Source organism: Sporosarcina gallistercoris (assembly GCF_050459885.1).
Lineage (GTDB): Bacteria > Bacillota > Bacilli > Bacillales_A > Planococcaceae > Sporosarcina > Sporosarcina gallistercoris_A.
This window is the reverse complement of sequence record NZ_JBCMNO010000005.1, coordinates 239564-260679: the sequence shown is the minus strand read 5'-3', so window position 1 is coordinate 260679 and position 21116 is coordinate 239564. Positions and strand designations below refer to the sequence as shown.

The 21116-nt window shown below is 44.2% G+C and carries 24 protein-coding genes; 7 read left to right on the top strand and 17 right to left on the bottom strand.

Features of this window, described 5'->3' with window-relative positions:
• Positions 1–22 precede the first annotated feature (22 nt).
• Complete coding sequence (locus ABE021_RS03265; RefSeq protein ID WP_430286767.1) at positions 23–1021, top strand: FecCD family ABC transporter permease; 999 nt, start codon at positions 23–25, stop codon at positions 1019–1021.
• Entirely contained in the window at positions 1018–2025 is a 1008-nt protein-coding gene (locus ABE021_RS03260) for a FecCD family ABC transporter permease (RefSeq protein ID WP_430286765.1), read from the top strand. Before ABE021_RS03265 ends, ABE021_RS03260 begins: the two co-directional genes overlap by 4 nt.
• Positions 2026–2070: 45 nt before the next feature.
• Here ABE021_RS03260 and ABE021_RS03255 read toward each other — a convergent pair whose 3' ends face one another.
• A complete protein-coding gene (locus tag ABE021_RS03255; protein WP_430286764.1) occupies positions 2071–2826 on the bottom strand; it encodes an SDR family NAD(P)-dependent oxidoreductase in 756 nt (251 codons plus the stop codon).
• 268 nt (positions 2827–3094) lie between these two features.
• On the opposite strand from ABE021_RS03255, the gene ABE021_RS03250 reads away from it, so the two are divergent.
• Positions 3095–4504 (top strand): purine-cytosine permease family protein, encoded by a 1410-nt coding sequence (locus ABE021_RS03250; RefSeq protein WP_430286762.1) that lies wholly within the window; start codon positions 3095–3097, stop codon positions 4502–4504.
• Positions 4505–4859: 355 nt separating this feature from the next.
• Here ABE021_RS03250 and ABE021_RS03245 read toward each other — a convergent pair whose 3' ends face one another.
• On the bottom strand, positions 4860–5090 hold the full coding sequence (locus ABE021_RS03245) for a hypothetical protein (RefSeq protein WP_430286759.1): 231 nt from the start codon (positions 5088–5090) through the stop codon (positions 4860–4862).
• Between the two features lie 19 nt (positions 5091–5109).
• On the bottom strand, positions 5110–5346 hold the full coding sequence (locus tag ABE021_RS03240) for a hypothetical protein (protein WP_430286758.1): 237 nt from the start codon (positions 5344–5346) through the stop codon (positions 5110–5112).
• A gap of 178 nt (positions 5347–5524) precedes the next feature.
• On the opposite strand from ABE021_RS03240, the gene ABE021_RS03235 reads away from it, so the two are divergent.
• Positions 5525–6427 (top strand): S1C family serine protease, encoded by a 903-nt coding sequence (locus ABE021_RS03235; RefSeq protein ID WP_430286756.1) that lies wholly within the window; start codon positions 5525–5527, stop codon positions 6425–6427.
• 39 nt (positions 6428–6466) lie between these two features.
• On the opposite strand, the gene ABE021_RS03230 is transcribed toward ABE021_RS03235, so the two are convergent.
• The 4 genes from ABE021_RS03230 to ABE021_RS03215 form a co-directional block, all read right to left on the bottom strand.
• Positions 6467–6607, bottom strand: coding sequence for a YfhE family protein (locus ABE021_RS03230; RefSeq protein ID WP_430286754.1), 141 nt, complete (start codon positions 6605–6607; stop codon positions 6467–6469).
• A 69-nt stretch (positions 6608–6676) separates the two neighbouring features.
• Positions 6677–7597 carry an HPr(Ser) kinase/phosphatase gene (hprK, locus tag ABE021_RS03225; protein ID WP_430286753.1) on the bottom strand — a complete coding sequence of 307 codons (921 nt, stop codon included), beginning with the start codon at positions 7595–7597 and terminating at the stop codon, positions 6677–6679.
• Between the two features lie 508 nt (positions 7598–8105).
• Complete coding sequence (locus ABE021_RS03220) at positions 8106–8864, bottom strand: SDR family NAD(P)-dependent oxidoreductase (RefSeq protein ID WP_430286751.1); 759 nt, start codon at positions 8862–8864, stop codon at positions 8106–8108.
• A complete protein-coding gene (locus ABE021_RS03215) occupies positions 8851–9795 on the bottom strand; it encodes an MBL fold metallo-hydrolase (protein WP_430286749.1) in 945 nt (314 codons plus the stop codon). Before ABE021_RS03215 ends, ABE021_RS03220 begins: the two co-directional genes overlap by 14 nt.
• A gap of 150 nt (positions 9796–9945) precedes the next feature.
• Between ABE021_RS03215 and proC the strand changes: the two genes are divergently transcribed.
• Positions 9946–10779 (top strand): pyrroline-5-carboxylate reductase, encoded by an 834-nt coding sequence (gene proC, locus ABE021_RS03210; RefSeq protein ID WP_430286748.1) that lies wholly within the window; start codon positions 9946–9948, stop codon positions 10777–10779.
• A gap of 59 nt (positions 10780–10838) precedes the next feature.
• On the top strand, positions 10839–11858 hold the full coding sequence (gene namA / locus ABE021_RS03205; protein ID WP_430286747.1) for an NADPH dehydrogenase NamA: 1020 nt from the start codon (positions 10839–10841) through the stop codon (positions 11856–11858).
• Between the two features lie 293 nt (positions 11859–12151).
• Here namA and ABE021_RS03200 read toward each other — a convergent pair whose 3' ends face one another.
• The 8 genes from ABE021_RS03200 to mce form a co-directional block, all read right to left on the bottom strand.
• Positions 12152–12589 carry a VOC family protein gene (locus ABE021_RS03200; protein ID WP_430286745.1) on the bottom strand — a complete coding sequence of 146 codons (438 nt, stop codon included), beginning with the start codon at positions 12587–12589 and terminating at the stop codon, positions 12152–12154.
• A gap of 441 nt (positions 12590–13030) precedes the next feature.
• On the bottom strand, positions 13031–13255 hold the full coding sequence (locus ABE021_RS03195) for a hypothetical protein (protein ID WP_430286743.1): 225 nt from the start codon (positions 13253–13255) through the stop codon (positions 13031–13033).
• A 183-nt stretch (positions 13256–13438) separates the two neighbouring features.
• Complete coding sequence (gene rnz, locus ABE021_RS03190; RefSeq protein WP_430286742.1) at positions 13439–14389, bottom strand: ribonuclease Z; 951 nt, start codon at positions 14387–14389, stop codon at positions 13439–13441.
• Between the two features lie 16 nt (positions 14390–14405).
• A complete protein-coding gene (locus ABE021_RS03185; RefSeq protein WP_430286741.1) occupies positions 14406–15590 on the bottom strand; it encodes a DNA polymerase IV in 1185 nt (394 codons plus the stop codon).
• A 57-nt stretch (positions 15591–15647) separates the two neighbouring features.
• Positions 15648–16124 carry a chemotaxis protein CheW gene (locus tag ABE021_RS03180; RefSeq protein ID WP_430286740.1) on the bottom strand — a complete coding sequence of 159 codons (477 nt, stop codon included), beginning with the start codon at positions 16122–16124 and terminating at the stop codon, positions 15648–15650.
• Position 16125: 1 nt separating this feature from the next.
• Positions 16126–17262, bottom strand: a complete 1137-nt coding sequence (locus ABE021_RS03175; RefSeq protein WP_430286738.1) for a M20/M25/M40 family metallo-hydrolase — start codon at positions 17260–17262, stop codon at positions 16126–16128.
• A 13-nt stretch (positions 17263–17275) separates the two neighbouring features.
• The gene (locus tag ABE021_RS03170; protein WP_430286736.1) at positions 17276–18823 is read right to left on the bottom strand and encodes an acyl-CoA carboxylase subunit beta; all 1548 of its coding nucleotides are present in this window, start codon (positions 18821–18823) and stop codon (positions 17276–17278) included.
• 1 nt (position 18824) lies between these two features.
• Positions 18825–19238, bottom strand: coding sequence for a methylmalonyl-CoA epimerase (mce, locus tag ABE021_RS03165; RefSeq protein WP_430286734.1), 414 nt, complete (start codon positions 19236–19238; stop codon positions 18825–18827).
• Positions 19239–19349: 111 nt separating this feature from the next.
• On the opposite strand from mce, the gene prli42 reads away from it, so the two are divergent.
• Positions 19350–19445: a stressosome-associated protein Prli42 gene (gene prli42, locus ABE021_RS03160; RefSeq protein ID WP_191687934.1), complete on the top strand. Its 96-nt coding sequence runs from the start codon at positions 19350–19352 to the stop codon at positions 19443–19445.
• Between the two features lie 54 nt (positions 19446–19499).
• Here prli42 and ABE021_RS03155 read toward each other — a convergent pair whose 3' ends face one another.
• The gene (locus tag ABE021_RS03155) at positions 19500–19940 is read right to left on the bottom strand and encodes a BrxA/BrxB family bacilliredoxin (RefSeq protein WP_430286732.1); all 441 of its coding nucleotides are present in this window, start codon (positions 19938–19940) and stop codon (positions 19500–19502) included.
• Between the two features lie 120 nt (positions 19941–20060).
• Positions 20061–21107 carry a methylmalonyl Co-A mutase-associated GTPase MeaB gene (meaB, locus tag ABE021_RS03150; protein WP_430286967.1) on the bottom strand — a complete coding sequence of 349 codons (1047 nt, stop codon included), beginning with the start codon at positions 21105–21107 and terminating at the stop codon, positions 20061–20063.
• Positions 21108–21116: the final 9 nt, after the last annotated feature.

The following is a 21116-nucleotide window of genomic DNA, read 5'->3' as shown; positions in this document are numbered from 1 at the left end:
TTTGCGAAAGGAGGACTTGACAATGAATCTGCGAAACATTCCATTTTCCATTCAATTCGGGATTGCTTGTATTGGATTGGTTGTGTCCCTACTGCTGGCAATGAAACTCGGCGCAGCCACTATTCCCTTTTCTGATGTTTGGCTTTCGATAATCGGCGATACAAGTAAAAATAGCCTGATATTGCGCGAAATCCGTTTTCCACGTGAACTTGCTGCACTATTAGTCGGTTCCGCATTAGCTGTTTCAGGTGCCATCATGCAAGGGATGACTAGAAATCCTCTAGCTGATCCCGGTTTGCTTGGCTTAACTGCCGGAGCCAATGCTGGTCTTGCGATTGCAATCGCGCTCGCACCTTCCCTCAATTATTATGGAATCATGATTGCTTGTTTTGTAGGGGCAGCTGTTGGAGCATTAGTGGTCTTTGGCATCGCCTCTGCAAAACGCGGCGGCTTCTCCCCATTCCGGCTTGTGTTGGCAGGAGCTGCAGTGTCGACGTTCTTTTTTGCGGTTGCCGAGGGTGTCGGAATCTACTTCAAAGTGTCTAAGGACATTTCAATGTGGACAGCTGGCGGTGTGATTGGGACAACTTGGTCCCAACTTCAAATCATTGCGCCGGTGATTATTATGGGGATCGGAATCTCCCTCGTATTGTCGAAACAATTGACCTTGTTAAGTTTAAACGAGGATGTCGCGATAGGATTAGGACAGCATACCATGAAGATTAAAGTGATCCTCTTGGTACTCATCATTATTTTAGCTGGTTCTGCTGTTGCTCTAGTCGGAAATCTGGCATTCGTCGGCCTTATGATCCCTCATATCGTCCGTGCAATTGTCGGCACTGACTATCGCTACATATTGCCTATGTCTGCTGTTGGTGGCGGTGCTTTCATGCTGCTTGCGGACACGTTAGGACGGACGATGAATGCGCCCTATGAAACACCCGTAGCCGCACTTGTTGCAGTGATGGGTTTGCCATTTTTTCTCATTATCGTCCGTAAAGGAGGACGATCGTTCTCATGATTCAATCTCACATAGTGAAAAAGCAGCGTCTCTTACTAATTATTTTCAGCATCTTGACACTTGTGACCGCAATTGCGGCCATTACACTTGGCCCCGCGTCTATAGACCCTAGTCGCATCTTCCCAGCGCTTTTTGGGAACGGTACCTTCAAAGAGGAATTTGTATTATTTTCAATTCGTCTTCCCCGTATCATTATTACATTTTTAGCAGGAGCAGCCCTTGCGCTTTCAGGGTCGATCCTACAAGGGATCACACGGAATGACTTAGCGGATCCCGGAATTATCGGCATTAACGCAGGAGCAGGCACTTCTATTGCGATCTTCTTTTTGTTTGTACCTGTTGAGGCGGGTTCCTTTGTGTATGTAATGCCGATTGTCGGATTGGTTGGGGCACTTGTAACCGCATTCCTCATTTACCTTTTTGCTTACGATAAAAAAACTGGAATGCAGCCGGTACGATTGGTATTAACAGGGGTAGGCTTCTCTCTAGCACTATCGGGAGTCATGATTGTTCTCACTTCTTCAGCGGATCGCAACAAAGTGGATTTCATTGCGAAATGGTTAGCAGGAAATATTTGGGGGTCGGATTGGCCGTTTGTCATCGCACTATTGCCTTGGTTACTCATTCTTGTACCGTTCGCGTTATTTAAAGCGAACAAGCTGAATGCATTAGGTTTAAGTGAATCCGTAGCCATTGGTATTGGGGTTTCTGTTGAGCGGGAGCGTATTATTCTTCTCGTTACTGCAGTCGCGCTCGCAGCTTCGGCAGTTTCCGTAACTGGAGGCATCGCTTTCATCGGACTGATGGCACCACATATCGCAAAGTCCTTGATCGGTCCACGCAGTCAGCTCTTTCTTCCAATCGCGCTGTTACTTGGCGGCTGGTTGTTGTTACTCTCGGATACGATCGGCAGAAACATTTCGAACGCAGGGATTATACCAGCGGGATTAGTCGTCTCGGTAATCGGTGCTCCCTACTTCATCTATTTATTGTTACGGAAATGAGAAAAACACGATCCCCGTTTTGAGGATCGTGTTTTTTAGTAAGCGTTAGCGTAATTTAGTTGCGCCACCGTCAACCATGATGGTTTGTCCAGTAATATACGATGCATCTTCGCTCGCAAGGAAGACAGCAACTCTACCGATATCGCCTTCCAGTTCGCCAAGACGACGCATCGGGATGTTATTGATCATTTTGTCGAATGCTTCAGGCTGGTCTTTTTTCCACTGCTGAATACCAGGTGAATTTGCAATTGGTGAAATCAGGTTTACGTTGATGCCGAACTGACCCCATTCGTTTGCAGCTACACGAGTAATAGCACGGATCGCTTCTTTTGCTGCCGCGTATGTTGCTTGCATGACATCTCCGTTAATACCGGCACCTGATGAGAAATTGATAATTGACCCTTCACTCTTCTTCAAATGCGGATAGGCAGCTTGCATCAAGTAGAATGTCGGATAGAATCCTGTGTTAAATGAGAAGTCCATATCCGCTTGTGTTGCGTCTGCCAACAATACTTGACGTGATGCGTGAGCATTATTAACAAGGATATCCAGTTTGCCATATTTTTTAACGACAGTTTCGATAATATCCTTCAGCTTTTCGCGTTCTGTTAGATCGGCTTGGATGAACATGCTTTCAGGTTGAAATTCCTGAAGTTCTTTCACCATTGCTTCCCCAGTTTCAGCATTCAAGTCGACGATAGCAACCGTTGCGCCTTCTTTAACGTATGCTTTTGCCATACCACTTCCGATACCACCGGCACCGCCTGTAATTACTGCTACTTTTCCATCTAATTTACCCATAAGTATCACTCCTTTTCATCACTACTAGTTTAACACTTAAAGAGTAGTAAAGAAACATTCCTGTTTCACTTCGTTCTCTAGAGTCCTGATTTCCTGAAAAGAACTAGAACTCTTGGTTGTAATCACTTACCGCTGAATAATTTAAAGGTGAATCTGCTTAGCTTCTTGATAAAACAAGGTCTTTTTTGTTATGCTTGTACAGTATGATTTGCGGAATAATAATGAACTGAGCAGGAAGGAGATGCATGTATCGAATAGGAGGAATTGTATGAAATCAGTATATGAACAAACTGATGGTTATAACGAAGAAACAGAAGAACTTGAAAGCGACTATTCACTTGACAGAGTCCCTCGTGAAGAACGTACGAAGAGTTGGTTAAGCATCACCAACATTACATTCGGAATCGCCACCGCCATTTTTTACTTCCAGATGGGAAGTGTCATGGCTCTCTCTTATGGGGCAGCAAATGCTATGATTTCTTCAGCATACGCAATCATCGTTGCAGGGATATTAGGTACAGTTATCGCCTATTTGTCTGCTAAATCCGGGATGAATGTGAATCTCTTGTCACGAGGTGGCGGCTTTGGATATATCGGTTCCTCGCTTACCTCACTGATTTACGCATCCAACTTTATCATGTATTGCGCGTTTGAAGGTTTGATTTTAGTATCTGCAGTTCACCACTTTTTCCCTACCCTCCCTAAGTGGATTCTCATCATCGTATTCGGATCAATTGTCATCCCCTTGAATTGGTTCGGAATTGAACAGCTTGATAAATTGCAGAAGTGGTCCATGCCTATATTTGTTGTGTTTTTACTCACTGCAGTCATCATCTCGTTTTACAAACCTGCAGTGTACACCGGAGCCATCTTTTCCTACATGCCTGACGGTGTCACACTAGGCGGAACCGCGTTGCTTATGTGTATCGGTATGCATAATGGAATCATGGGTTTGACAGCACTCCTCGCTTCAGACTATGCGCGCTTTATGAAGCCTAAAGACATAAAGCTCGGCTCATTAATGGTTGGATTCATCCCTCAGATTTTTTGTTTTGGTGTAATGGGTGGTTTAGGCATCTGGTTCGGTGTTCGTTTTATGGAACCTGATCCCGGTGTTTATATTGTTCTGTTGCTCGGGATTGGAGGTGCATTGTTCACAATGCTCACTCAATTACGCATTAATGTAACGAATATTTACAGCAGCTCATTATCGCTTTCCAACTTTTTTGAAAATATGTTCCGGTTCACTCCAGGACGACGTTTCTGGGTAGTCATTTCCGGGATCAGCGCCATATTACTCATGCTTGGAAATATTGTCGATCATTTGAGTACAATGATGACGTTCCAAGGGGTCTTTTTACTTTCTTGGGCCGCAATTCTCGTAACTGACGCATTGGTCGTCAAAAAATGGCTGAAGATCGGACCCAACTATTACGTAGCACGTCAAGAATATTTATATCGCTGGAATCCAGTTGGTGTCATTTCACTTTTGGTTGCTAGCTTGCTTGGAACGCTCGCTGCGCTCGGTTTTATGGGCGTTTTCCTAGAGTCGACTGCAGCATTTTTCGCAGCTGTTTTAGCTGCAATCCTTACTGTTGTGCTCGCCAAAGTCACTAAAGGAAAGTATTACTTGCTTCATGAACCTGACAATATCCATGAACAGGATCGTTTAGCTTAACCTAACTTAATTAAAAACTGCCTGTCAGTACTGATTTTTCCGCAATCATTAAAAGGGGATGTTGCGGCATTCCCCTTTTTTCTTTTTTTACATTTCAGCTTCTTTGACCCAATGGTTGTGTCTGTTCATTCCCTACAAGTAACTTATACGGATCAAATAATAATTCCATGGGATTATGATGATTGGACCTTGAGAAGTATCCATCACATTTGTCACCTTGTTACCAACCTTATCTATTATAAAAGCACTAAATCCTGAGTAAGTTTGGATGAAAAGAAAATACATATATGAAAAAGGACGCCCGCTCTGAACTGAGCGGGCGTCCTTTTTCATGCATTCATGTTATTAGGTACAATTAATGAATTTGACGCGCGTTGTGTCTCTCTGCGGTTTTGTAGGCATCATACATTCCCCATATCCAAACAATCGGATAGGTGACAAACCCGATCAATATAAACATAAGAAGTGAATTGATGATTTGCACTCCGATTAGAATAAGACCTTTTAAAATTTGTCCATTATAAATCTGTCCGACACCAGTCCAAAAAAAACTGAGTATTGCTGCTAATCCTGGGCTTTTCATCATAGTGTATTTCCTCCTCCCTTTAAAAAAATATGCCGATCACTGCAAGTGCCGCTACAATCCAGAAGCCACAGACGGAAATCGTATCCCCTGAAATCAGGGGCTTCTTTTGTAAGAAGTCAATTGCCTGAATGTCTTTCTTCAGTTCGTTGATTTCATCTTCAAGCGCTCTTACTTTAGTTGTAAGAGTATGCACCTCGTCAGATACGGCATTCGGATAACGTTCCGTTTCCAACTTCTGCAATGAATTTCCTTCCACCTTAACACATCTCCCATCAGATAGACATCGATACACCTGTTAGAAGTATATCAAGTATACTGTTGAGTAGATATAGTATTTCGTCATGGCTTTCTATTTTCTACGTTACAATGGGAGATGGAGGGGTGAATAAACGCTTTCACTGCTAATTCCTGACTGCTTAGAGAGGTGTGGACATATGAACTATGATGAGAAAGAGGAAATTAACCAAACAGATAAATCTCCAACCACAGAGGAAGAGGCTTCGGAAGCCGAAAATATTGACAGCGATGATGTTGTGGACAAACATGAGCTTACACTGGAAGAAATCGAACAAGAGGAATTTCACCAACTTGTTTTGGAAGCTCAACGGGAAGCTCTTGAAAAAGAAGCTTTCCTTCGGAACAATCCGCATGCAAGAAAACGCCGGGTACCCAAATGGATCGTGTGGCTTATGGCAGCAGTATTACTATTCCAGCCGGTTGCTTTCATTTTCGACATCTACTCGTTACCCGCAATCGATTTCTTGAAAACTTCTGCAAAGTTGTCTAAACGTGAGGACATCACAAAATGGAAACAATCCGTTGCTGTCGTTTTAACGGAAGATGGTAAGGGAACCGGCTTTTCTGTTTCTCCGGATGGTTTAGTCGTTACTAACAATCATGTCGTTGAAAATACAAAGCAAATTACAGTATCTTTTGAAAAACACGGTCGCTTTTCAGCGACACTCGTTGCACAGGATTCCGTGAATGATTTAGCTATTTTACAAATAAAAAATCCTCCAGACATTCCGTCTCTTAAACTAGCGGAATCGCCCATTTTCACTCCAGAAAGCAAAGTACGGTTCATTGGAAATCCACTGAACTTTTTCGGGATTGCAAACGAAGGTAAACTGATTGGGGAAAGTGCATGGGCAGGGCGAGAGGCGCCGATTATTTTGTTGGATGCACCAATCTACAGAGGCAATAGTGGCAGCCCTGTCTTTCAGGATGAAGAAGTGATCGGCGTCGTATTCGCAATCACAGAATTGGACACCTACGGAAAAGTCGGGATGTTCATACGGTCGAACGAAGTGTTGGAATTATTGAAGGAAGTCAAATAAAAAGTCCGGAAACCATAAGGGTGTCCGGACTTTCTGGCACTATTTCTTTTTTCGATTGTCTTTGTTTTTTGTAGCATTATCCGCTTTCTTGAACTCGTTCGCATACTCGACTTCTTGAGCAGAAGAAAGGTTGTTGTTTTCCTCAGACATCATTTGATACGGCTCTTTCTTTTTCGACATTTGAAATCCTCCTTCAAAAACCAATGTACAGGTAGTTTCCCCAAGATGTCACTTTCCCTGCATATCGGATTATTGCCGCTTGAACTCCGGTTCCAGACGTTCCATGAACTCCTCAAGAGCACTGTAGCCTTGCTGTTTCAAATACCAGTTATTTGCTGCTGCTTCAATAAGTCCTGCTACATCACGGCCCGGCTGCAATTGAATTTGGATGTATGGTATGGGAACGCCCATGTATTCTGTAAACTTCTCGTCCAATTCGAGTTCATTGTTCAGTGAGTTGTCTTTCCACTCCGTCAATTCAATGTCCAGCGCGATTCTCGTCTCTTCTTGAAACGCCGCACGTCCGTATAACCGGACAACGTTCATTAAACCGATACTCCTAAGCGCCAAAAACTCTCTGTTCGTTTGGTTGTGTGTGCCGAGTAAAGTTTGGGGACTCAATTTTCTCAATACAACGATGTCATCCGCTACGAGCCGGTGTCCTCTACCGATCAGCGTATGAGCGGTTTCACTTTTTCCTACCCCGGATTTACCTCGAAGTAATACCCCGATTCCTGAAACATTGACGATCACTCCATGGATTGCTATTTCTTCTGCCATCGAGCTAATGACGAACGCATCCAGCTTTGCACTCGCCACACCCATCGTGTCTGGAGTCCTTAAGACAGGAATCCCATTTTCCGTACAATAGGTGTGCAAACCATAAGGCTGTTCCTGATTGGACGTAATGAGAATACAAGGCGGATCGTATTCGACAAGATTTGAAATCCTGCATTTGCATTCATCATCGGTAAGTGTATGTAAATAGTTGACTTCGTTTTTACCTAGTATTTGGATATGCCCTTTCGCAATGAAGTCAAACGTATCCATGAACTCCAATCCAGGACGACGTACTTTTGTTTTTTTCAACGGCCTCTCCAAATGGGCGTTTCCGGATAGAATTTCAAATGAAAATTGGTGTACAATGTCTTGTACGGTTAGCTGTTTCATGAAGGAACACCTTTCCTGAACGGGTTATTTAGTTACAGTTTATCATAAATAATTTGCAAATGCAGTGCGATGTCATACTATCCAAAATACAAGTTCATGACTCTTTATAAACCTATAAAAAGAATTTTCAACAATAGGTTTAAGAGCCTTTGCTTCGGGTAAAGATGATTACAAGGCGAAATCCATAATCGCGCTCGACGCTTACATGGAGAAATGCACAGCCTTGGCGGAAAATTTGCTGTACTGACGAAGCAACCCCGTAATTAGAGTTACGCGTGTTTGTAACACCAGTAAAGAAGTAGGTTTTTTGTGCAAGTGCTAAATGAACAACCGTTTCTCTTTGAGTCACCGAACTTCATGAAGAGGAATGTGTGCAAGAAGAGTGTGCAGTTTGCTTTCGATTTACCCGTCAGCTACATGCAACTAGTAAAATTAAATTTTCCGCGAATGAAGAGGCGTCCGTTTTTTGGACGCCTCTTCTTCACTTTTTAAAAGCTGGAATCTTGCTTCACTCTAATTTTTTCATAAAAAACTTTCTACCTACTCGTTCCACTAGACTTGGAGCTAATGCGTGGATTTTGCTCGTAACCCCCATCACGCGGGGCACATCTACTTGCCGTCTAGGCTGATGTACCGTCCTAACAACCATCTCCGCTACTTCCTCTACAGAAAGCAAGTGTTTACCGACTGCGCCTCTGTAGGTGCCACTATCATCCGCGTTGTCCAAAAAGGGAGTATCGATTGGACCTGGATGAATAACAGATACATCGATTCCGAATGGGGCAACCTCCATACGCAACGCATCGGTATATCCAATCAGTGCATGTTTCGTCGCTGCATAGACAGCAGCTTTTGGTGTTGCCACTTTTCCTGCTTGTGATCCTATGTAGATAAAATGACCCTTTTTCCGTTTCATCCATATCGGCAGAATTCGCTGTGTCAGCTGGATGGGTGCTGTTACATTCACTGTAAACATTTGCTCCACATGGCTGTCTTCAGTCTCGTGAGCGAGTGCAAACTTTGCCACTCCTGCAGAAAAAATGATCACGTCCGGTAAAGTCATTTCACTGATAAGACGATCCGCCGCACCTTCACTGGATAGATCCAGTTGAATCGTTTCAGCTCCCAACTCCTTGAGCTTAGCCAGCATCATCTCTGAACGCCCATTCACTTGGACACGGTGACCTTCTGAAAGGAGTCTTACTGAAGTTTCATATCCCACTCCACTTGTCCCGCCAGTTATTAATATCGTTTTATGCTTGCTCATACATATGAATTCCTTGTACATCAGTTTTTCTAAAAATGAGGCCAAGATCCATTAAGTAATCCATTTGACCCAAGGTCTCCGAGAGCGTCAGTCCGAGCTCCCTCTTGTATGCTGCGGGGAATAACTGCACTGTCAGTTCAAAGACGGACCGGGGCCCATCATTCAGCATCTCGTACACTTTCATTGCCCGCTCATGCTGTTTCTGAAGCCGCTTCCCGATCAGTTCGTGGACATCGGTGACCGGCATGCCATGTCCACTGAGCACCTTATCGACAGGGAGTTCCAACAGGCGTTTTAAAGATGCATTGTATTGCAGCATGGTTTTAGGTCGCGCATATTCAGGACTCTTCGGAGGTTCTACAAGTGGATTGGAAGAAACCTTTTCCAGCAGCAAGTCACCACCGATGAGTTCGTTCCGATCCGGATTCCAAAAGGACAAATGACTTTGCGCATGCCCTAGTGTTTCAAGAACCGTCCATCCTGTATGTCCCGGCAGTTCGTCTCCTTCTTTTAAAAGATGATCGAGGGGTCGTTCTGCCATGAAATCAGCTGCCCGTTTCATCTTTCCTACAATGCCTAACGCTTTTTCAGGCACCCCTTGCTCTTTAAACCGCTCCATATAAAAATGATCGTGGAATTTTAAAAATTCCGGATCTCTCGTGAGCCAGAGATTATTGTATTCATGTCCATAAAGGATCGCATTCGGGAATCCATCCGCCCAGCCTGAATGATCCGGATGATGGTGTGTGAGAATCACTTGCTCGATATCCTCCAACGAATATCCGAAACCTTTAAGCCCGGTTTTGATCGCTTCGAGCGCTTCTGGTGTTCTAGGTCCTGCATCGAATAGACTCAGTGTATCGCCCTTCACTAAAAATGCATTCACATCTCCCACCGCATACGGCGTTGGAATCGTCAGTTGTTGAATCATGGTTTTGCCTCCAATATTGAATCGCTATTCAGTCCATTGTACATGCTTTGTATAGATTCGTCATGTCTTGATGACTGAATCATCAGTTGACTTATTCGGATAATCGCATAAACTGATTGAATACACATATCTGAGAAAAGAGGGGATTCCATGGAAAAAATCGTATTTGTTGGTGCCGGTTCGATGGCTGAAGCAGTAATTGCTGGAATTTGCAAACAAGGAACCGTTAAGCCTGCTAATGTTTTCGTAATGAATCGTGCTGACGAAGCGCGACTTCAACTGTTACAGAAGACGTATGGCATATCAATTGTGAGTCCGGACAAAAAAGAGCTCCAAACAGCGGATTTAGTAGTATTGGCCACTAAGCCGAAAGATGTTCATACAGCAATGGAACAGATTTCCCCTTCGCTTAACAAACATGCAGTGATTCTTTCCGTACTCGCCGGCGTGTCAATCGCCACCATCGAATCAGGACTAGGTATGCACTCAATTGCCCGTTCTATGCCAAACACATCTGCAGCTATTGGTAAATCAGCCACTGGTGTAAGCTGGAATTCTTCAATTAAGTCCGATGAAAAACTGGACGTCCTCACTCTGTTAGGCTCTATTGGTATCGTGGCGGAAGTTGATGAGGAAGATTTACATGCGGTTACTGCTCTTTCAGGAAGCGGACCTGCCTATATTTACTATTTAGCAGAAGCGTTGGAGACGGCTGCGATACGCGCAGGTATAGAACAACCGATTGCGCGTGACCTCATTATTCAAACGATCGAGGGTGCCGCTTGCATGCTACGTCAAACTCAAGATGAGCCAGCACTCTTGCGAGAGAATGTGACCAGTCCTGGCGGCACGACGGAAGCAGGTCTGCAGGCCCTTACTTCAGCCGGGTTCCACGAAGCGGTTTTCAGCTGCATCGAACAGGCTGAAAAGCGCTCGCGGGAACTAGGTTCTCATAAAGTCAAAAACAGTACGAGTTCTTCCTGAAGGATTTCTTTCACTTTTTTGCTATAGTAGAGTCATTCACGAAAAGGAGTGACTCGGAAATGGCCAAATTATTTGAACCGTATACGATTCGAAATCTTACATTGAAAAATAGAATAGCAATGGCTCCGATGTGTATGTATTCTTCTGATAAGGAAGACGGAAAAGTTGAAGATTGGCATCGCGTCCATTATGGCTCAAGAGCTGTCGGCCAATCAGGGTTGATCATTCTGGAAGCTACAGCCGTTCAGCCACAAGGACGCATTAGCGCACAAGACCTTGGAATTTGGGATGACGCCCATATTGAAGGTTTGACTGAACTGACACGTCTAATTAAGCAGCATGGCACAGCAGCGGGTATCCAGCTTGCTCATGCTGGCAGAAAAGCGACTGTGGATGGTGATATCCAAGCACCAAGTGCTATTGCATTTAGTGATGAATATAAAACACCTGTGGCAATGAGCAAGGAAGAGATTACTGAAACCGTAAACGCATTTGCGGTAGCTGCCAATCGAGCTGCTGATGCAGGTTTCGATCTACTCGAGCTTCATGGTGCCCATGGGTATCTCATAAATGAATTTCTGTCCCCCCTCTCCAATCATCGCATAGACGAATACGGCGGAAGCGCAGAAAACCGCTATCGTTTCCTACGTGAAATCATCGATGCAGTCAGGGATACATGGGAAGGTCCATTATTTGTCCGGATATCTGCAGAGGACTATACTGAAGGCGGCATGACTTCAGAGCAATACGTTGAAATGGCGAAGTGGATGAAGGATCAAGGAGTCGACTTGATCGATGTGAGTTCCGGAGCAGTTGTACCTGCAAAAATCAATCCGTTCCCTGGTTACCAAGTCCCCTATTCAGAAACGATCCGGACAGGTGCAGAGATTGCAACTGGGGCTGTAGGGTTGATCACTTCAGGTTTGCAAGCTGAGGAAATCCTCGGAAATGACCGTGCTGATCTCATTCTAATCGGCAGAGAACTGCTGCGAGACGCGTATTGGCCATACCAAGCTGCCCGTGAACTGCATACAGAAATAGAGTCCCCTGTGCAATATGGCAGAGCCTGGACGTTTTGATAGGACTTCCATCTTGTAATAATTGTCAAGTTGAATTTTCAGCAGGATGTCCAAGTTATTAAAATTAGAGTTAGGCATAGAGTAAACTAAGGAAAAGACCGCTAATCCATCTGAATTAGCGGTCTTTCCGATCCTTGAAAACAGATGCATGGCAATGCTAACCTATTCTTTGTTCTTGACACTTCCTGATTCACTATAAAATAATAAGTGACCTATCTAGCGAGTGTTCGATAGAAAACGTTTTAAACTGATGAGAGTCAGAAAAACTCTTCAACGTGTACTATCTAAATATTTCAAGTGATTTTCTCCGCCAACTCTAATAGGATTCCCTCTGGACCGCGAACGTAGCATAACTTATAACTTCCGCCATATCGCTCTATCCCACCGAAAATTTCCACTCCATCATTTTTCAGTTTCGCAACAATAGTTTCAATATCTTCAACATTTAAGCAAATATGCCGGATGCCCAATGTATTTGCAAAAGTTTGCTGAATCCCTTTTTGATCTGAAGGCGTATAAAACTTGACTAGCTCAATCCAGGCGTCACCATCCGGCATCCCCAGCCCTACACAAGACGTTTTAACATTTTTAAGCCCAACAATTCTGTCCAGCTGTTCTCCTTCCATTTCCCATTCCGCCTGTACTTCCAGTCCTAACTCAAGAAAAAACGCTTTTGCTTGTAAAAGATCATTCACATTAATGCTCACATGATCTATTCTATTGATCTTCATTACTCCTACCTCCAATGTTCCGATTATTTTTCGTTACCTGATTTCAAATAAGGTTCGGTAGGAATCCTAATTCTCTTAAACCAGGTAAATATCCTCCTTTAACCATTTTGCACCGTAAGTTTGTATGAAGCTACTTGAAGTATAGTATCTCCTAATACCTTTTCTATAAAAATGAACCTCTTTCCAATTTCCAGTTCGGAGAATATTATTATCACATCAATTTCACTATGTAAAATAAATCCAACATGCTTCCATAAAACAAAAAAGCACCGCTCTATGCGATGCTCATCCATTCTATGATTTGGTGTAAATTCGCTGGTTACTCCCACTCTTCAACCACTCGAGTGAATGGGCGTTCTTAAAGGAATATTTTTTTTAATTACAACGTGAATTTCATTAAACCCTCAGATTTGTATTTTCTCGAAAAACTTCAGACTGTTTCTAATAGATCCGACTTTGCCTCTGACAAAGGGGAAATCCATTGATATCCTGAATCATATAAAGATCATACTTTTTTAAAGCGAATTGTGCTTGATATAAGTATTCAATTACATGAAGTTGCCCATCGATGACCCCGCACAATATCCCCGATGTCCCTTGACCATTAGTTAATGAAATTCCAACAGGCTGGTTAATCAAAGATCCTATTTTATAATGCCATTGCAAAGTCATCGCCTCCTATACTATCTTATTGTAAATGGAGGTCAGTAGTGTTTGTCTATCATCCCGAAAGTGTTTACCTGAAGTGACCTTTTCAATTCTTGGTCGCTGTCTTTTAACTATATACATATTTTTTCAATGGACATTCATTACTATAAACAAAGTTCTAGATTCTCTCGAAAGGGTTGGTTATTTCTTGAAATTACTTTCAATAACCTCTCCATTAAGTAGTGAATACTGCGCAAAGTCGCTTGCTACAAAGACGTTTGGAAAGATCTCTTGCCCTTCTTTTCTAAATGCGTCGATATCTCCTGGAAGAAAACGAGAGCTAATATGTGTCGCTACGAGCGCTTTGGCCTTCGCCGTTTTCACGATTGCTGCTGCTTGCTGAATAGTGGAATGGCCGAAGTCTTTTGCCAGTTGACCGGTTTCTTCATTAAAAGTCGCTTCATGTACGACTACATCTGCATTCAGGGAGAGCTCCACTGACGCTTCGCAGACGCTGGTGTCCCCTAGAATCGTCACCACAAATCCTGCTTTCGGCTCACCAATGACAGAAGCGCTTGTCACAGTAGTTCCATCTTCCAGTGTAACATCGCATCCATTTTTCAATTGTTGAAGCAGCGGACCTTTCGGCACTCCAGATTCAGTCGCTTTGTCGATCAATAGCTTTCCAGGCAATGGTTTTTGAACAATCCTAAAACCAAAACAAGGGATGACATGGGACAGCTCCCGTGCCGTGATGATATATTCATCATCCTCGAAGACGACACCTTCTTCAATTTCGTGAATCCTTAACGGGTATGTAAGATGTGTCTTAGTGAGACGCAATGTCGTGTGGATCCACTCTTCAATTCCTGGAGGTCCATAGATATCCAGAGGACTGTCTCCTCCTAAAAACGATCGGGAACCGATAAATCCAGGGATTCCAAATAGATGATCTCCGTGTAAATGGGTGATGAAGATCTTAGTCACTTTACGCGGCTTCAGCGTTGTGTGGAGCATTTGATGCTGGGTTGCTTCTCCACAGTCGAACATCCAATAGCCTCGTTCTTCGGAAGACAAATTCAATACAATTGAAGTCGTATTCCGTAATTTTGAAGGCATCCCCGCCCCCGTACCTAAAAATTGTAAATCCATCACAAATACCTCCTTTCTATTGTTTCCCTTTTTGAATTGTACCTGGTCCAAACTGTTCGTTCATACGTGCCACCAGTTTTTGCATGGATACTTCTTTTTCATGACGTTCAAAATTATCGAAAGATAGCTGCTCATGCAATTCTTCAAACGGAATGACATTGGAAAGTGTAATCCCGAGTAAGCGGATTGGTTCTCCATCCCAGTGAAGCCGAAACAATTGTTCGGCTTCTGAATAAATCTCATGCGCTTGATACAACGGATTTAAAACGGTTTTGCTTCTGGACTGGTTGCGCCATGCTGCCGTGCGGGTTTGGATAGAGATGACAGTACCCGCCAGCTGTTTGGCTTCCAAACGATCCGCCACTTTGTCTGCGAGTTCTTGAAAGACCACGAGACAGGAATCCATTTCGGTTTCATCTATCGCTAACGTTGTTGAGCTCCCGACACTTTTGCGTTCTTCGGAAGCTTCTGGATCTACAATTCGATCATCTGCTCCGTTTGCCCGCTCCTTCAATTTCAATCCTCTTTTACCAAGAGTCAGTTTCACTGTGAGATCATCTGCAGTCGCGAGGTCCCCGATTGTATGAATATCTGCCTGAGCAAGCTTTTCGGCACTGCTTTTACCGATTCCATGCATTTCAAGTACGGAAAGCGGCCATAATAGATTCGACACTTCACGTTTCCTAAGAATAGTGATTCCCATCGGTTTTTTCATGTCAGATGCGGTTTTAGCTAAAAACTTGTTTGGCGCAATTCCGATTGAACAGGGCAGATCCAATTCACGCAGTATTCTCTCTTGCATCCCCTTGGCAATCCCCAACGCATCCTCCAGCCCGCCAATATCAGTAATATCGATGTATGCTTCATCAATCGAGACCGGCTCCACTAAATCTGTATATGTCCTTAATATATCGAACACAGCTTGCGACGCTTGTCTGTACTTTTCAAAGTCCGGCGGTATGAGAACAAGCTCCGGGCACACCCGCTTCGCTTCTCCGACAGTCATTGTCGTATAGACACCAAATGCGCGGGCTTCGTATGAGCATGTCACAAGAATCCCCCGTCGTGCCTTGGGGTTTCCTGCTACGGCGAGTGCAAGACCTTTCAAATCCGGATTATGAGCTTGTTCAACAGATGCAAAGAAACAATTCATATCTAAATGCAGAATGACTCTACGCCTGTTGTGTTCTTTGCGATCCATGTACTCACCTCTCTAACTTCAAGAAAAACCGGGCAGCGTACTCCCCGGTTTCATCAATTACACGTTTTCTGAAACTTTCTGGTCCACATACTCCGTAATGTCATCCATTCCTGCAAGCGTATTTGAAAGAATGGTCGGATCAATCATCGTAATGACCCGGTTTTCCAAATTAGCTACAGACGAGAAATATGGTGTCTTGGAATACGCCATTAATGCTTTAGAAGTGAGTGTGTCCGCTGCAATATCAAGAATTTCTTTGGCTTCCAATACAAGCAAGCCGAAGTATACACCTTCCGTTTGGACAACAACCACTTTAGCATTCGGGTCATCTTTCGCGGAGTTGCCGTAAAGAATTTGTTGGAAATCCAAGATAGGAACGAGCTCGCCCCGAATTTTCATTAATCCTAAAAGGTATTCCGGTAAATGCGGAATCGGATTCACTTGTTGGAGTTCCTCAATGGAAACAGTTTGTTCGACTGGGATGGCATATTCTTCATTGCCACATCGAACGACAATCGCTTTCGTGCTCTCCATATTATTGAACCTGCTTTCTGCGGTTCGTCACAGTACGCACAATTTCAAGCAGTAAATCCGCTAATTTGTTAAGCTCTTCAACAGGCATCCGTTCGTTTTTCGTATGAATTTCTTCATAGCCTACAGACAAAGTGACTGTCGGATATCCGTGTCCATTAAAGATATTTCCATCACTGCCGCCGCCACTTGTCTTCAGTTCCGGTGTACGTCCAATTGCACGGATGGCTTCGGCAGCTACTTGGACCACTTCATCATTTTCATCAAAATGGAATCCAGGTGACATGAGCTGAACATCCGTTTCAGCAGAGCCACCCATTTTTTCTGCCGTTTCGGCAAAGGCTTTCACCATGTGCTCAGTCTGTATTTGTAATTTTTCATAGTTGATAGAACGTGCTTCTGAAACGATGTTGACCTCATCACAAACAATATTTGTCGCTTGTCCTCCGGTAAACATTCCAATGTTAGCGGTGGTCTCAGAGTCAATTCTTCCAAGTTTCATGGCTGCGACCGATTTTGCAGCAATTGTAATTGCTGAAACGCCTTTTTCAGGTTCTACTCCTGCGTGTGCAGTGCGACCATGAATAACCGTCTTCAACTTCGCATTATATGGAGCTGCTGTAACGATTCCGCCAACTTTTCCATCACTGTCAACTGCATATCCGTATTTCGCCTTCATAAGGGTCCTATCAATTTCACGCGCCCCAACTAGTCCGCTTTCTTCCCCTGCCGTAATGATGAATTGAAGATCCCCATGCGCTTCTCCACTCTCTTTAAGTGTCCGCATCATCTCGAACAAGGCAGCAAGTCCTGCTTTGTCGTCTGAACCAAGAATCGTTTCTCCCGCTGAGTAGATATAACCATCTTCTTTTAAGACAGGTTCAATCCCTACACCAGGCGTAACTGTATCCATATGACACGTGAAGTAGATGGGATCAGCTTCTGTTACAGACCCTTTCATCGTTGCGATTAAATTCCCTGCACCGTGGCCCGTACGTTCTTTCGAGTCGTCTTCGAAGACATCGAAGCCCATCTGCTCCATTTTCTCTTTCAAAACACCAACAATCTGTTCTTCGTGTTTCGTTTCAGAGTCGATCTTCACTAATTCAAAAAATTCGTCTAGCATGCGTTCGTAATTCATAGAATCTCTCCTCTTATAACGGCATATTGCCATGCTTCTTTTTAGGACGTTGTTCTCTTTTATTTCTCATCATGTCAAGTGCTTGTATGAGTTTAATGCGTGTTTCTCGCGGGTCAATGACATCATCGACCATTCCGTTTGCAGCAGCGGCATATGGATTGGAGAACTTATCCCGATATTCTGCAATTTTTGCAGCTCGGGTCGCTTCTGGATCTTCACTGCCAGCGATGTCGCGAGCGAAAATGATATTCGCAGCACCTTCCGCCCCCATGACAGCAATTTCTGCATTCGGCCACGCGAATACAAGGTCTGCACCAATCGCTTTGGAATTCAGGGCAACATACGCTCCTCCGAAAGCTTTACGCAATATTACCGTAATCTTTGGAACTGTCGCTTCCGAATAGGAATACAAGATCTTTGCTCCATGACGGATTATACCGCCATGCTCCTGTTTCACTCCTGGGAAGAATCCAGTCACATCTTCAAATGTAATCAGGGGTATGTTAAAAGAATCACACGTGCGTATGAACCTTGAAATTTTATCGGAAGAATCGATATCCAAGCCGCCCGCCATCACTTTGGGCTGATTGCAAACAAATCCGACGGTTTCTCCTTTGATTCTTGCAAATCCTACGACTGCATTACGCGCAAATTCTTTCTGAACTTCCATGAAGGAGTCCGGATCGGCAATTTGTTCGACGACTTTCCGGACATCGTAAGGTCGGATTGTTTCGTAAGGTACGACATCCGCTAAGTCAGGACGATAGTCATCATGATCACTAATCGGTTGAACGGGAGTTTTTTCTTCATTATTCTGAGGTAAGTACGTCAGTAATCGACGGACATCTTGAAGGACTGTCTGCTCGTCCGCTCCTCGGAAGTGGGCATTTCCGCTGATAGCGTTATGCACTTTTGAGCCACCCAAGTCCTCGGATGAAATTTTTTCTCCCGTGACGGTCTCTATGACTTTCGGTCCTGTTATGAACATTTGACTTGTCTCATCCGTCATAAATACAAAATCTGTGATTGCTGGTGAGTAGACGGCACCGCCAGCACATGGACCTAAAATAACGGAGATTTGCGGAATCACTCCTGAGTAAATGGAATTACGATAGAAAATCTCGCCATAGCCATCCAGCGAGACGACCCCCTCTTGAATACGGGCACCACCAGAATCGTTCAATCCTATAAAGGGAGCACCATTCTTAGCTGCGAGATCCATGACGTTCGCAATTTTCATGGCATGCATTTCACCGAGCGCTCCGCCGAAAACAGTAAAGTCCTGTGAGAATAAGTAAATCGGACGTCCATTCACTTTTCCATATCCCGTTACGACTCCATCTCCTGGCCCTTCCAACTTGTCCATTCCAAAATCCCGTGTCCGATGAGCTACAAATGGGCTCAATTCCACGAAAGTTCCTTTGTCGACAAGCAAATCGATGCGTTCCCGTGCAGTTAACTTACCCTTTTCATGTTGACGGGCAATTCGTTCATCGCCGCCCCCCAGCTCAATCTTACGTTTTTTATCATAAAGTTCATTGATTTTTTCGTAAATATCCACCTTACTCATCCCCCAATGAGCGTTTGGCACATAGTTCATAAAGAACACCAAACGAAGATTTTGGATGCAGGAATGCAACTTCCGCTCCCCCTGCACCTATTTTCGGTTCGTCTTGAAGTAACCGGACGCCGTTCCTCTTCAATTCTTCCATTCGCTGACGGATATCACTCACACCAAAAGCAATATGATGGACACCTTCGCCGCGTTTTTCCAGGAAGCTTGCAATGGCGCCTTCGTTACCGATCGGCTCCAGCAACTCAAGCTTGATGTTTCCGGCATCTAGAAATGCTACCGTCACGTGCTGCTGAGGTACTTGTTCAACGCCTAATAGTTTCAAGCCAAGTGTATGTATATAATAATCCATTGAATCGTCCAGACTTTTAACCGCAATTCCGATATGGTCAACTTTTTCCACGATTCCACCCCTTTTCTATTGTACCTGCTCCTAAAATATTGTGCCACCTGTTGAGAATTCTGCGGATTCTGTTAAACTAATTGTATCAAACCAATTAAGGGGTTTTTGCACATGAGCAATAAAAAAGTTCAAAAAACGATTGTCATCATCATGATCGTCGCTATGGTTGCTTCCACTGTATTGTTCGGTCTCAGTACACTATTTTAATAGAAGACATGAAAATGCAGGCCGGCATCAGTCATACTGATGCCGGCCTGTTTTTTATAGTTCTTCGCAATACTGTTCAAACTGCTCTTGCAAGTTTGTCACAACAGACATTGGATCATGGCCTTCAATTTCGTGACGTCCGACTTCAGCAACCATTTGTCCGTCTTTCATCAAAACAAATGATGGAGACGAAGGTAAGTGGTAATCCCCAAAGTGCATACGTGCTTGTGCAGTCGCTTCTTTGTCTTGTCCCGCAAATACCGTTACCAAGTAATCCGGACGCTTATCGTAATGGATTGCATGAAGTGCTGCAGGGCGTGCAATACCGCCTGCGCAACCACATACCGAATTCACCATCACAAGAGTCGTTCCTTCACGTTTGAATGCACTTTCAACATCATCCGCTGTTTTCAATTGCTCATAGCCGCCCGCTTCCAATTCTCCGCGAGCTTGGCTAGTTATATCGTCCATATAAAAATTAAAATCCATCGACATCGTGTTATCCCCCTTTGGTGCATGATATACCTATCATACCAGTTTACGAGTGGGTTGAAAACTGTTCAGCAATTCCACATGTTTTAGTACATACGACAGCCTCGTCACTCATTGGGTCACTCATTGGTTTTGCTCATCAAATAATTGCTTTACGGCCCCAGCAACAGTGATTTCATCATTCAAAAGTTTTACTTCCAACTCGGCGACTTGCTGCTTACGGCCTGGTGCACTGTAGAATGAATCAACCAAGTGATCATTGATCATCGAGTAAAACCAACTCCGTGTTTGGGATTGCCGTCTTTCTGTCCAATAATCCGACTGTTTCATCACAGTTTTAAACTCTTGGATCATTTCCCATGTTTCCGACAATCCTGTTTCCTTTGTGGAGGATACAGGTAACGCGTGCGTTGTCCAGCCAGGAGAAGCAGGCTGAAGGAAATGTGCAAGCTGACGATAATCCCGAACCGTTTTCTTTGCAAGTCTTTCGTTTTCTCCATCCGCTTTATGGACGATGATTCCATCCGCAAGCTCCATGATCCCTTTTTTCATCCCTTGAAGTTCGTCACCAGCTCCTGTTAAGGCGAGCAGAAGAAAAAAGTCGGTCATTTCGCGCACTGCTGTTTCGGACTGTCCTACGCCGACAGTTTCGACAAGAATGACATCATATCCCGCTGCTTCGCATAATAGCATCGTTTCACGCGTTTTCCGATGAACCCCGCCAAGAGTCCCAGCAGTGGGCGATGGTCGGATGAACGCTTGCGGATCCCGTGCCAGAAGTTCCATCCGTGTCTTATCTCCAAGAATACTTCCACCCGTAATGGAGGAACTCGGATCGACTGCTAGAACAGCCACTTTATGACCGGCTTTTGTCAGCATGAGACCGAACGCTTCGATAAATGTACTTTTCCCCGCTCCTGGCACGCCTGTAATACCGATACGGATGCTGTTTCCCGTTTTGGATAACACTCTGCGCAGCAGTTCCTGACCAGCAGGTTTGTCATGAATGGCGACACTTTCAAGAAGAGTTATCCCTTTTGCGAGGCTCAACCGAGATCCTTCAGTTATTCCCCGCTCCAGCTCATCAATATCAATCGGTGCTTTGTTGCGTTTAAACTTTTTCCTTTGTATAGGCTTCATGCCATCATGGGACGAGTGCAGACCTTCCATCACGTTGAG